The 13,789-nt window shown below is 37.9% G+C and carries 11 protein-coding genes; all 11 read left to right on the forward strand.

All coding sequences use genetic code 11. The annotated features are described in order from the left end of the window. Positions 1-27 precede the first annotated feature (27 nt). The 11 genes from MTP09_RS02460 (at position 28) to MTP09_RS02510 (ending at position 13,723) form a co-directional block, all read left to right on the forward strand. A complete protein-coding gene (locus MTP09_RS02460; RefSeq protein ID WP_243550323.1) occupies positions 28-1,095 on the forward strand; it encodes a glycosyltransferase in 1,068 nt (355 codons plus the stop codon). Continuing rightward, the gene (locus tag MTP09_RS02465; RefSeq protein WP_243550325.1) at positions 1,092-2,057 is read left to right on the forward strand and encodes a polysaccharide pyruvyl transferase family protein; all 966 of its coding nucleotides are present in this window, start codon (positions 1,092-1,094) and stop codon (positions 2,055-2,057) included. Before MTP09_RS02460 ends, MTP09_RS02465 begins: the two co-directional genes overlap by 4 nt. Then, a complete protein-coding gene (locus MTP09_RS02470; protein ID WP_243550327.1) occupies positions 2,027-3,136 on the forward strand; it encodes a glycosyltransferase in 1,110 nt (369 codons plus the stop codon). Before MTP09_RS02465 ends, MTP09_RS02470 begins: the two co-directional genes overlap by 31 nt. Then, positions 3,123-4,214: an acyltransferase family protein gene (locus MTP09_RS02475; protein ID WP_243550329.1), complete on the forward strand. Its 1,092-nt coding sequence runs from the start codon at positions 3,123-3,125 to the stop codon at positions 4,212-4,214. Before MTP09_RS02470 ends, MTP09_RS02475 begins: the two co-directional genes overlap by 14 nt. A gap of 90 nt (positions 4,215-4,304) precedes the next feature. Then, entirely contained in the window at positions 4,305-5,369 is a 1,065-nt protein-coding gene (locus tag MTP09_RS02480) for an acyltransferase family protein (protein WP_243550331.1), read from the forward strand. Positions 5,370-5,664: 295 nt separating this feature from the next. Beyond that, entirely contained in the window at positions 5,665-6,864 is a 1,200-nt protein-coding gene (locus tag MTP09_RS02485; protein WP_243550333.1) for an ATP-binding protein, read from the forward strand. A gap of 16 nt (positions 6,865-6,880) precedes the next feature. Continuing rightward, the gene (locus MTP09_RS02490; protein ID WP_243550335.1) at positions 6,881-8,071 is read left to right on the forward strand and encodes a glycosyltransferase; all 1,191 of its coding nucleotides are present in this window, start codon (positions 6,881-6,883) and stop codon (positions 8,069-8,071) included. Next, a complete protein-coding gene (locus tag MTP09_RS02495; protein ID WP_243550337.1) occupies positions 8,068-9,204 on the forward strand; it encodes an SDR family NAD(P)-dependent oxidoreductase in 1,137 nt (378 codons plus the stop codon). Before MTP09_RS02490 ends, MTP09_RS02495 begins: the two co-directional genes overlap by 4 nt. 6 nt (positions 9,205-9,210) lie before the next feature. Next, a complete protein-coding gene (locus tag MTP09_RS02500) occupies positions 9,211-10,443 on the forward strand; it encodes a glycosyltransferase family 4 protein (protein WP_243550338.1) in 1,233 nt (410 codons plus the stop codon). A 19-nt stretch (positions 10,444-10,462) separates the two neighbouring features. Then, a complete protein-coding gene (locus tag MTP09_RS02505) occupies positions 10,463-11,671 on the forward strand; it encodes a hypothetical protein (protein ID WP_243550340.1) in 1,209 nt (402 codons plus the stop codon). Between the two features lie 996 nt (positions 11,672-12,667). Further along, a complete protein-coding gene (locus tag MTP09_RS02510) occupies positions 12,668-13,723 on the forward strand; it encodes a hypothetical protein (protein ID WP_243550342.1) in 1,056 nt (351 codons plus the stop codon). Positions 13,724-13,789: the final 66 nt, after the last annotated feature.

The raw sequence follows: 13,789 nt of genomic DNA on the forward strand, positions 1-13,789 counted from the left end.
GGTGGGGTTGAAAGACGTCGACTTTCGATGGCAAAATATTTGGATAAAAACTTGTTTGAACAAAAACTTGTTTGCACAGATGCTCGCGGTCCCATTTTAGAAGGACTTGATAAAGAAGGTGTAGAAGTAATTACGATTGGTCAATTCAAATCTCCTTTTGACTGGAAGCAACATAAAAAAGTCCAGAAAATAATTGAAGATTATCAGCCCAACATTATCCACGGTGCAGTTTTCGAAGGGGTTACCATGGCGGCAATTAATGGGTGGATTAAAAAAGTTCCTGTTATCATTATTGAAGAAACTTCATTCCCAGTCAACCGAACCTGGAAAGGAAATCTTTTAATGAAGTTGTTTTCAAAATTGGCAGATATTGTTGTGGGTGTTTCTACTGCTGTGACGGAAGAGTATTTAAAAGGGAAACTGAATTTATCCGACAAAAAAGTGGTTTTAATCAACAACGGAGTAGCACTGCCCAGATTGGTTTTGAGAGAAGAACTCCAGGAAGCAAAAGAAAAGTGGGGAATCAATGAAAATGATTTTGTCATAGGTTCGACAGGAAGGATGTTAAATGATTCCAACAAAAGATATTCCGATTTGATAAAAGCTTTTGCTGAATTTTCAAAGGGAAAGGAGAATGTCAAGCTTTTGTTGGTAGGAGACGGTCCGGAAAGAGAAGGTTACCAAAGATTAGTCAAAAAATTAGGGATTTCAGATAAAGTTATTTTTGTGGGTTACCAATCGGATGTTAGTCTGTTTTACGGCATGATGGATGTTTTTGCTTTGGTTTCGGCACATGAATCATTTGGTTTGGTATTAGCGGAAGCCATGTTAAACAAATTGCCTGTAATTGCTACGCGAGTGGGAGGAATGAAATATATAGTAGAAGATCAGGAAACAGGATATTTAATTGAGCCCAAAAACACTGAGGAAATAAAGAGCAAATTAGAGGTCTTATATGCAGATGCTGATTTAAGAAATAAAATGGGAAGTAGAGGACGATCTAAGGCGTTAAGAGAATATACCGAAGAAAATTATGTACAAAAAATTCAGGCATTGTATATAGACTTAATAAAACAAAAAGAAATCAACCAATGAAAAATATAGCTGTTTTAGATACATCTATCGTGACTCAGAATGTAGGTGATGAAATAATTATGGATTCTGTTTATCGGGAATTACATCATATATTTAATGAGGATATGTTTTTGAAAATACCCACTCACGAGATTATTGGTTTATCCAGTTTATCCCTTATTCGTAATTCGGAATTTGGAATTGTGGGTGGTTCAAACATCTTGTCTTCCGAGATGAATAGATACAGGCAATGGAAGATAAAAATATTGCAGAGTTTCTTCATTAAGAACAAAATGATTTTATTGGGTGTTGGTTGGCGTAATTATCAGCAAAAGCCTAACTTCTATACACGAAAACTTTTAAAAAATTTGCTCAATGAGGAATATCTACATTCAGTACGCGATAGTTATACAGAGAAAAAACTGAAAGATGAAGGTTTCCAAAATGTGATAAATACTGCATGTCCTACAATGTGGCAACTTACCCCGGGCCATTGCCAGCAAATACCCAAAAAAAAACAAGAAAAAGTTGTTTTCACTTTAACTGATTATTCAAAAGATCCGCAAAATGATAGATTTTTAATTGATACGTTATTGTCGAATTATGAAGAAGTTTTTTATTGGGTTCAAAGCAGAAAAGATTTAATTTATTTAAATGAATTAGTCAAAGATGCTAACCGGATAAAAATAATAGCACCAACCTTAAAGGCCTATACAGATTTTCTGGAATTCAGTGAATGCGACTATGTAGGGACCCGTTTACATGGTGGTATAAGAGCTTTGCAGTATAAAAAAAGAACTATTATAATTGGAGTGGATAACAGGGCTATTGAGAAGAAGAAAGATTTTAATTTAAACGTTATTGAAAGGAATGATTTAAAAAGCAATCTCGAAGGAATGATAAACTCGGAATTTGAAACTAAAATAAATATTCCGATGGAAAATATTGCAATGTGGAAAAGTCAGTTTATTTCAAAGAATTAGATTGTATGAAAATTATTCGCCTTTCTACTTTCCTTGATTTTGGTGGAATTGAATCCAAAATGGTTAATCTTTCTACGTATACAGATGATGAAAATGAATGGGTATTTGTTGCAATTGGAAAAGGAGGTGTAGCAGAAAAAAAAATCCTTTCAAATGGTAAGAAAGTAATCACATTGGGCTTAAATCATAGAATTCCTTCTGTCAGGACTCTTAGGGAATTATATAAGTTTTTAAAAAGTGAAAAGCCCGATGTAGTTCACTCCTCTGGTGCAGAAGCAAATTTTTTTGGCTTTATTGCAGGGAAAATGGCAGGCATTAAGAATATTGTTGTGGAAGAAATTGGAATACCCACTCATTCCAACAAAGCTAGAAAGATATTTCAATATATTTTTAAATATGCGGATTGGGTAGTAGGAGAATCCAAAATCGTCACTCAAAATTTAATTCAGAATTATGGTGTTTATCCGTCGAAAGCAAAGGTTATTCATAATTTTGGCATTTTTCAGCCACTCCCATCTTATGAAAAAGAATCAGGAAGTTCAGGAGTATTTAAATTAGTAATGATATCCCGTTTAGAGCCTGTAAAAAATATTGATGGAGTTCTAAATGTTTTAGCAAAATTGGTTAAGGGAACTAAAGACATTCATTTGACCATTGCCGGAACGGGAACTTCCGAGAGCAATTTAAAGGCAAAAGTAAAATCTCTACATCTGGAGGATTATGTGGACTTTGTAGGATTCATCCATGATCCTTATCCTTATCTTCTCAATTCAGATTTGTATGTCTTAAATTCCTTTTCGGAAGGTTTTTCCAATTCCTTGGTTGAAGCCATGTACAGTAAAACACCATCTTTAAGTACTGAGGTAGGCGCTGCATCTGAGATGATAAAAGATGGTAAAAATGGGTTTTTGGTTTCCGTAAATGATGAAAATGCATTGTATGATAAAATAATAAACATCATGAACCTGACAAAAACGGAAAGATTGGAAATTGGAAAAAAAGGAAACGCAACAGTCGTCCAGAACTTTTCATTAGAAAAACATATCCAAAACTTAATGACGATTTATGCAGAAAAATAAATCTATATATCTTCCCGGCCTAAATGGTATCAGAGCCATTGCGGCCATGTCGGTAATTGTATCTCATATAGGATTAAATTTAAAATTATATGATATTCCAAATTTTGGCGGATATTCCTTAGCCAATTTTGGGGTTACAATGTTTTTTGCTTTGAGTGGTTTTTTAATTACTTATCTATTATTAAAGGAAAAGGAGAAGATGGGAACAATTGCCATACGAAAGTTTTATTTTAGAAGACTTTTAAGAATTTGGCCGTTATACTATTTTTATTTGATTGTCACTTTAGTCGTATTAGGATTCTCAATCAATTCTTATTCATGGATGTATTTATTCATGCTTCCAAATGTTCCTTTTGCATTGGAGGCAGCATCTGTTTTTCCAGCCACTTTGCCACATCTTGCACATTATTGGTCAGTAGGTGTTGAGGAACAGTTTTATGGATTTTGGCCTTGGTTTATAAAGAAATCTAAGCGTTTGTTTCGGATATTAGTTGGATTTGCAGTTTTCTTTTTTTTAATTAAAGTTTTACTAACAGTATTAAATGCACCTAAGTTCATTGTTGTATTATTTCATTATACCCGATTTGGATGTTTAGGAATGGGAGGAATTGCGGCATTTTTATTAGTAAAAGGAAACAAGAGTTTTTTATCAATCTTCCAGAACAGAATAGTTGAACTCTGTGCTTGGTTTGTGTTTTTATTAATCTCGATTAATCAATTTCACTTGTTTTCAATTGTGGATCATGAAATTGCAACGCTGGCTACATTAGTAATCATCATTAACCAAGTAAATAATCAGAAAAAATTAATCAGTTTAGAAAATAAGGTTTTTGATTACCTGGGAAAAATTTCTTACGGACTTTATATATATAATCCCCTGATTATTTTTTTGATTTCATTTGTTCTGAAAGATTTATTAACATCCAGTTTATTCGTAAATCTAATTCTGATCTATTCAGTTACCATTTTAGTTGTCATACTGGTATCTCATTTGTCCTATTTTTATTTTGAAAGCAAATTTCTAAAATGGAAAGACAAATTTGCCGTTGTAAAAAGCAAGAGTAGTTATAGCAAATAAAATAAATAATTTAACCGATTTATGCAAAAAACTAAACCCATCTACTTCTCAGGTTTAAACGGGATCAGAGCCATCGCGGCTTTGGTCGTGGTGATTTCCCATATCAACAATCGTTTGCCCAATTTTAATCTAGAAAAAGGCCCACTGATCGTGGCAGCTGACTATGCCGTAACGGTTTTTTTCACATTGAGTGGATTTTTGATCACGTATTTGTTACTCGCAGAATTAAAAGAAAAACAATTCATCGATGTGAAGAAGTTTTACATCAGGAGGATTTTGCGGATCTGGCCCTTGTATTTTCTGTATTTGGTACTGACTATGGCGATCATCGGATTTGACCAATTGAGATGGCCTATCCTGCTCTACATTTTTATGATTCCGAATTTCAGAAATTCTATCGCCCAATATTTTTCAGGTTTGGTTTCAAAAATTCCGGGCCATAATTTTCTGGTAGGACATTATTGGTCGTTGGGTGTGGAAGAACAATTCTATGCGTTCTGGCCATGGATCGTACGGAAAACGAAATATTTACTGCCATTTCTTTTGATTTTTCCGGTGACGTATGTGGCATTAAAAATTCTGCTTCATTTTATTGATGCGCCTAAATCTATTTTGGTATTTGTAAATTATACCCGATTTGGCTGTATGGTGATCGGGGCATTGGGTGCTTATTTATATTTTCATAAAAAAGAATGGATAACGGACTTATTAAATAGGAAAGTTTTTGAGATTCTTGCTGTGTTGTTTTTTGTATTAGTTTTATTCAATAAATTTCACATAGCATCACCCATAAATCACGAGATAGCATCTGCCTTTACTTTGTTAATTATTATCAATCAAATTACTAATTCCAAAAAATTATTTTCTTTAGAAAACAGAATTTTAAACTTTTTGGGAAAAATTTCTTATGGCTTATATGTTTGGAATCCTTTGTTGATTTATTTAGTTTCTTTAATTTATCAGAACTACTTTTTAGACATTAAAATGAATACCGTGCTTTTGGTAATTTTAGTATTTATGATAAACACGGCTGTAATTATTGCTGTTTCGTATGTGTCTTATGAATATTTTGAAAAAAGATTTTTGCGCATAAAGCATAAATATACGACTGTGAAAAGTTCAGCAACCAAAGAAGAATATAATGAAAAAGCATAAAATCCTTTTCATCACTTGGGATGGTCCGCAAACTTCGTATAGGGAAGGATTGTTTATGCCGATTTTCATGAAATAGCAAAACTCCGTTCGCAAAACCAGAATATATGTAAAAATTTAAGATGCATAATCGAAAAAATTCCGAGAATCTGTTTATATTGTTACTTCAGGCATTATCCTTAAAATTAAAATCAAAACGATAACTTTAAAAATAAGTGGAAAAGTTTTAACTGTAATTATAATATTTATATATTTGCTGAATAATTAAAATACGATTATAGTTTTTATATCACGAAAAATGGATTCCGCAATTCCTCGTCCTAAGTATCTGAAGCGCATTGAGCCATTTATCGGGAAAAATCTCATTAAGGTTTTTACCGGACAGCGGCGTGTCGGGAAAAGTTATTTGCTTTTCCAGATTATAGAAGAAATTAAAAAAAAGGATTCCGAAGCTAAAATCATTTACATCAACAAAGAAGATTTGGCTTTTGCACATCTTCGAAATGCCGATGATTTGAACGGGTATGTTTTGCAAAATAAATCCGCAGAACAAAAAACCTATGTTTTCATTGACGAAATTCAAGATATAGAAAATTTTGAAGCAGCGCTTCGCTCCCTTTTGCTCGACAAAAATTTAGATTTGTATTGCACCGGAAGCAATGCGAATCTTCTTTCCTCGGATATCGCTGGACATTTGAGCGGCAGATACATTGAAATTCCTGTTTATAGTTTGTCTTATACCGAATTTTTGGATTTTCATCAGTTGGAGGATTCCGATGATGTGCTGGAAAAATATCTGAAATTAGGTGGATTGCCTTATCTTATTCATCTTCCTTTGGAAGAAGCGGTTGTATTTGAATACCTTGAAAATGTATATTCCACGATTTTGTTTCGGGACATCATCAATCGGTTTTCGGTGCGCAATACCGTGTTTTTGGAACAGTTGATTTTGTTTCTCGCTTCCAACACCGGAAGTCTTTTTTCTGCAAAAAAAATCAGTGATTTCTTGAAATCCCAAAAAATAAAAATGGCTCCAAACCAAGTTCAAACCTACATTCAGCATCTTACCAATGCCTTTTTAATTCATCGGGTAAACCGTTATGATATTGTAGGGAAACGGTTGTTTGAAATTGGCGAAAAATATTATTTTGAGAATCTCGGTATTCGAAATGCACTTTGGGGATTTCGTGCGGAAGATCGAGGGAAAATTCTCGAAAATGCAGTTTATAACCATTTGCTTACGGAAAATTATAAAGTACAAGTGGGGATTATTGCAGACAGCGAAATTGATTTTATTGCCGAAAAAAACGGTGAAAAAATGTATATTCAAGCCACTTTGACGCTCAACGAAGAGAAAACCATCGAAAGGGAATTCGGGAATTTATTGAAAATAAAAGACAATTATCCGAAACTACTCATCACAATGGACAAGTTTTCAGGAAACACTTTTGAAGGCGTAAAACTAACCGATTTAAGAACTTTTTTAATGGGAAATTAAAAACACAAATAAAACAATGAAAAACCTCCTCTTCATCACCTGGGACGGTCCCCAAACTTCCTATATGGAAGGATTGTTTATGCCGATTTTTCAAGAGGTTTCCAAAAGGGAAAATATCCGTTTCCACGTGATGCAGTTTACTTGGGCAGATCCGCAGAAAATCGCCGCGATAAAAAAAGTTGCTGAAGAATTCGGGATTCAATACACGTCGGTTCCAATTATGAAAAAACCGGTGGCTTCGCTTGGAAGTTTGTTCACACTGTTTACTTCAACCAAAAAAATAGAAAAATATATCCGCAGAAATAACATCGATGTGGTGATGCCACGCAGTACGTTTCCTGCTTTTATGGTGAATAAAATCAAAAACCAAAATTTCAGCATCATCTTCGATGCAGATGGACTGCCCATTGAAGAAAGAGTAGATTTTGCAGGATTAAGCCGACGCACTCGCCAGTACCGCTGGATGAAAGCCATTGAAACCCGAATGCTGAAAAATGCAGATGCAGTGATTACCCGTTCGCAAAAAGCAATTGAATTACATCTGCAAAATATTGGCGAATCGTACCGCGGGAAATTCTCCGTCGTAAAAAATGGGAAGGATGCAACGGTTTTTATACCCAACGAAATACAAAGAATTCAAACCCGAAAGGAATTGGGAATTGCAGACGAGAAACTTTTTGTGTATGCCGGTTCTCTCGGTCCTCAATACGGCATTGCAGAAATGCTGGAAATTTTCGGTCGATACAGCGCACTTCATCCGGCGAGATTTTTAATCCTCACCGGTTCTCCCGAAGTATTGGAATCTTATCTTACAACAGAACTTCGCGGCAAAACCATCATCCGCAAAGTTCCAGCAAATGAAGTTCCCCGCTATTTAAATGCTGCAGATTTGGCATTCGCCATCAGAAAACCCACTTTCAGCATGCAGGGAGTTGCACCGATCAAGTTGGGCGAATATCTGCTGTGCGGACTTCCCGTAATTGCCAGCAAAGGAATCGGCGACAGCGAATCGATTCTTAAAAACTTTCCGGAGAGCTACCTTTTCGACCACGACGTGTGCATTGAAAACCAAGGGCAAAAAATCCTAAACTTTATCGGGCAGTCTCAATCCTTTAATCGCGAAAATTGCCACGTCCGTGCAAAGGAATTTTTTTCGTTGGAAGCGGCGGCGGAATCGTATATTAGTGCATTGAAAAAATTAATATGAATACAGAAAAAATACTGATTACCGGTGGTGCCGGATTTATCGGCTCTAATCTTGCCCTTCATCTTTTGGAGCAGGGAAAGGAAGTCGTGGTTCTGGATAATCTATCGTCACAGATTCATGGGAATCCTGATGAATCTCCACTGTATCAGAGCATCAAAAGTAAGGTCACTTTTATTAAAGGTGATGTACGCAATTCCGATGACTGGAAGCAAGCTTTAAAAGGAGTCCATAAAGTGGTTCATCTTGCTGCTGAAACCGGTACCGGACAAAGCATGTATGATATTCAGAAGTATATCGACGTGAACTGCAGCGGTACAGGAATTCTGCTCAATTATTTGGCCAACGAAGAGCATGAGATCGACCGTGTAATTGTCGCTTCCTCGAGAGCAATTTACGGGGAAGGAAAATATCATTGTACAGAACACGGCATTGTTTATCCCGAAAGCAGAAAAGAAAGCGATATGGCAAAAGGTGAGTTTGAACCGAAATGTCCGGTTTGTAATTCAGAACTCAAACTGTTGCCAACAACCGAGGATTCTAAAATTCACCCATCATCGGTGTACGGGATCACCAAACAGTTTCAGGAACAAACAGTTCTGAATGTTTGTGGTTCACTTGGAATTGACGCAGTCGGCTTAAGGTATCAGAATGTTTACGGGCCGGGTCAGTCGCTTAAGAATCCATATACCGGAATCCTCTCCATCTTTTCTACCCAGATTTTGAATGGGAACAACATCAATATTTTTGAGGACGGAAATGAGAGCAGAGATTTTGTCTTCATTGACGACATCGTAAAAGTCACCGCAATGGCTCTTGACAATGAGAATGCTTCGGGAAAAAGCTATAATGTTGGAACCGGAAAGCAAACTACGGTATTACAGGTCGCAGAGAATCTCCGAAAGATTTACGGAAGCGAAGTGGAAATTAACATTTCTGGAAATTTCAGAATTGGAGATATCCGTCATAATATTGCAGATTTAACCCAACTTCAGAATGATTTTCAATTTACTCCTGAAGTGATGTTTGAAGAGGGAATTGCAAAATTTGGCAATTGGGTGAAAACACAGAAAGTGGAAGAAGACCGGTATGCAAAATCTATTCAGGAAATGAAGGAGAAAGGGTTATACAAATAATAGCGGATGAAGGAATTTGTTTTTTTTACGCTCAACGATTTTACCAAAGAGGGAGGTGGTACGATTCGGATTCTCGGCATTCTGAATGAACTTGCCAAGAAAGAGGTGGCAATTACGCTGATTTCAAATATTCAGGATCGGTCAAAGGTTGACTCCCGAGTGAAACATATTCCCATAAATTTTCCCATTTCAAGAGAAGATAAAAGGAAAATCCAGTTTCTACTCGGCGTCACAAATTATCAAACGGTAAACAGGAAATATAAGCCTTTGCTGTCGCGGCTTTCAGAAATTTTCAGCACACTAAGTCCGGAAAGCAAATTTATCTTTTGTGAATACCTTGATAATTCTGTGGGTTACTGGTTGAAAAAAAACAAGGTCATTCCCTCTTACATCAACGACATTCATGGAGTTGCGGGATTTGAATTTGATTTCCAGGCAAAGCAGGCAAAGAATCTGAAAACCAAATTGGGATTCATGCTTAGAAAATTTATTGCCGAAAGATTAGACCGCAAAGTCTTTGATGAAGCTTCAGGAATTATTTATGCAAGCAAAGCGATGTACAGCTATTATGACAGAAAGTACCGTTCCTTTCATACAAAGAAAAATTACCATCTTCCTTATCTCTTAAATGATGCCAATGTTTCGGCTTCTGATGAAAAGCTTGTTGCAGAAATTAGAAAGAATCTGGACTTAAATGAAAATGACTTTATATTTCTTTTTGCCGGTGCGTTTAAAGAAACGGGTGGTGTTCCCGATTTAATCAAAGCTTTTGCAAAGGTTAAGAAAAGGTTTTCTTCAGCGAAACTTATTGTGATCGGTGATGGTCCATCGTATGCCGAATGTGAAAAGATTGTCAAAGATGAAAAAATTGGGGACCGCTGTTTTCTTGTGGGCAGAAAACCGTATCACGAGTTGAGTTCGTACCAGGAAGTTGCAGATGTAATTGTTTGTCCAGACCGCCAAAATAATTATTCGGAACTGATCGTTCACGTGAAATACCTCGATGCACTTGCTTCAGGAAAATTGGTGATCAACGGAAGTTTTAAGAGCGTACAAGAAATTAATCAGGATAAGGAACTTTCCCTATTGTTTAAGCCATCGGATATTAATTCCCTTGCTGAACAAATGTCTTTAGCCATCACTAATCGTGAAGAATTGGAAAGAAAATTCGAAGGAGTAAACCGTTATGTTTTAGAGATTCTGACTTATAAAAATAATATTAACGTGCTTTTAAACTGATTTCTCTACATTTGTTTACATGATCCTTGACCTGATATACTTGCTCGTCATTATTGCTGTTACGCTGCAGTTCCCTGGGATGTTGCTTAATCAAAAAGAGCAGCAGTTTTTGGATATTGCTAAAAAACTGGTGTTGTTTCATTTTTTGCTGGGGGTCGCATACTACTTTCAGACCCGAAACGGCGGTGGAGATGCATGGGGGTATTGGCGTGCCGGAAAAAGTATGACAGGCGACACTTTTTGGGTGGCAATCAGAGAAGGAGAAGGAACGCTTTTCACTCAGGCACTCAACTATTTTCCTGCAGGAGTTCTCAATATGGGTTTTTTTGCCAACACCATGTTTTTCAGCATGCTGGGAGCATTGGGGATGGTTTTGTTTTTTGTGGTGGCCATCCGTACTGTTCCCTACAATAAAATTATTTCTGGTTATGTGTTATTTCCTGTCATTTTCTTTCTGCCCAACCTGCATTTCTGGAGTGCAGGGGTCGGAAAAGATACGATTCTTTTTCTGTGCATCGCGATGTTCGCTTATGGCGTGATGAAGCCGCTTGTAAGGATGCCTCTTTTGATCATCAGTATTTTACTGGCACTTTCCATCCGTCCTCATATCGTGCTTTTCCTCGTGGTGGGTTTTGGTTTGGCGTATATCATGGGGGGTAAAGTTTCCGCCTTTCAGCGGTTTGCATTTTCTGCCGTCCTGATCGGAATCGGCATTGCCATCCTGCCCTCCGTAATGGAGTTTGCAAAAATCGAGGAGGCCTCCGTGGAAAGTTTTGACAGTTTTGCAGCAAAAAAAGCAGACGTGCTTTCTCGTTCGCATACGGGTTCCGCAATTGATATTTCATCTTATCCTTTTCCTCTGAAAGTACTCACTTTCTGGTTCAGGCCTTTCTTTTTTGATGCAAGAAATATTAACGGACTTGTAGCTTCAATAGAAAATCTTTTGCTGGTAATCGTTTTCATTAAAGCGATGCGTACGCAGCCGCTTAAAGCCTTCAGAGCAGCCCCTTTCGTTATTAAAGGGCTTGTGTTTTTCCTGATCGTGGGTACCCTCGCTTTTTCACAATCCTTAGGAAATGTCGGGATCATGATCCGAATGAGGAATATGTTTCTTCCCGGTCTGCTTATTTACCTGATGTGGGTCTTTTCCTACGAACAGCAAAGAATCCGCGAGTTTCAACTCTACCAAAAACAACTTTCTGCACTGAAAAAGAAGAAAGAGGAATAGATGCAAATTGTTGCAGGTTGCAAATGGGTGCAAATTGTTGCAAGGTGCAGGGCGCAACAGCACCGCTGCGGCTTTGCCTCGGTGAGCAACCTTCGGAGTGACAAAACGCTGAGTACAGCTTTTTCGTCATTTTCAAGATAGCGTTTGTCGTGCTGTAAGCACCTCAACCCCGCGCAGCGGCACGGTTGCAAAACTCACCCGCTCACCAACCCCCAACTCATGCGCTCCTGTCATCCAGAACGCAGCGCAGCGGAGTGAAGGATCTGTTCAAAGTACGAAATGCGAAATACGAAAAGAAAATCTCAAGTTGGTTAAGTTCACTCGCAGAAACCTCAAACCTCAAACCTTAAATTCACGAACCTTCCAACACACCCCGTTTTTCTTCGGACTTCGGACTTCCGTCTCTCCAAGCTTGCACATCACTCTAAAGATAGCGTTTGTCGTGCTGGAAGCCCCTCAACCACTCGTAGTGGCACGGTTAGAAAACACTCCAACATCCGCTTCACGCAGAATAATTTGCCACAAATGCACGAATATTTCTTCTGATAATCTTTCGACCTCGGAGATTTTTGCGTGAAGAAAAATTGAAGTTTCTTCCGGACGGAATTTTCTACTGCTTCTGCATAAAAACCTCCACTGTCCGAAGCGCGGCAAAAATCGTTATCGAAGACAAATCTTACTTCCGCGCAAGTTTTGGAAACCTAATGAAATGGTTCAACGACCAACGGGAGTTAATTTTTCTTCGAAGAAACTTCAATTTTTTAGCAAAAAGATCCAGTCTTGATCTTTTGTTACTTTTGCATCAAGGCAAAAGTAAAAGAATAAAAAGGAACCTTGCTTCTGCAAAATCGTCCGACTTTTGAGCGAATTCACTCGCACAAATCCACCCGAAGCAACTTCACTCGCAGAAATTCACGCATTTCAATCTCCATCCCAATTGCCGAAAGCCGACCGCCGAAAGCAATCTCAAACCAAATTCCCTACATTTGCACAGCAATGAAAAAGTTTCAGCAATATTTTCCCGTGCTGCTTATATGCTACCACTTTGCGTTTTTCTACGTCGCGTGGCGGGTATTGCTGCTGAAAAATGGCGACGCCTACAAATACTGGTTCGTGGGAAAGGATTTGTCGGGAATCAGCTGGACAAGCTTCCTGAAACCCGGAACCGATCTCATCAATCTCCTCACTTTCCCATTGGTCAAATACCTGCATCTCCCATTTTGGAGCGGTTTTCTCATTTTCAGTGCTGTAAGTGGAGTAGGGATTTGGATTCTTTGGCGACTGCTGATGAATCTTGCAGAGGACCGCTTGAAAATCGTCGCGGGAATTCTGCTGTTATTACCCAACCTCCATTTCTGGACTTCGATTCCGGGAAAGGAGAGTGCGGTATTTTTGATATTGGTACTGCTATTGAAACGGTTTTTGGAACAGAAGGTTTTTACGCCCGCATTTCTCTTGTTTTTTATTGCTTTGGTTTTAATCCGGCCACATATTGGTGCGGTTTTTTTGGCTGCATTGGTTTTCGCTTTGGTCTTTACTGCAAAAATAGGGGTAAAGAACAAGGTTTTTTTGACGATCGGTGCGCTATTGCTAATGTCGGGAGTCGCCTGGATTTTAAAGGGAATACTTCGCGGAAATTATCCGCTTTTTTATAATATCGAGCGTTATTACCGTGCGCATATCAAAGTGCTCAAACATACCGAGGCGTATGTTCCTTTGGACCAGTACTGGCTCCCCCACAAGATTTTCACCTTCTGGTTTCGTCCGCTACCTTTTGAAAAGTCAGGTCTGCTTTACACCGTGCTCAGTATCGAAAATACGGTCTTGCTTCTCATTTCTGCATTTGCGGTGTATTTTGCCATCAGAAATTTCAGGAAAGTAATTGCAGATCAGAGGATCATTTTCTGCGCTTTATTCCTTCTCTTCTTCTCTGTGATGTATGTGTATGCATACGCGAACTACGGGCTTATTATGCGAACGAGGATTATGGGGTTTCCTTTCGTTGCGGTTGTTTTGATGATCGCATTGGGTTCTTTTCAGCGAAGAAGATAGTGATCTCGTGGGTGCATATGGGTGTTTAAAAAGAGCCAAGGAAAAAGAGCCAAGAGCCAAGTGCAA

The organism is Chryseobacterium suipulveris (genome assembly GCF_022811685.1).
Lineage (GTDB): Bacteria > Bacteroidota > Bacteroidia > Flavobacteriales > Weeksellaceae > Kaistella > Kaistella suipulveris.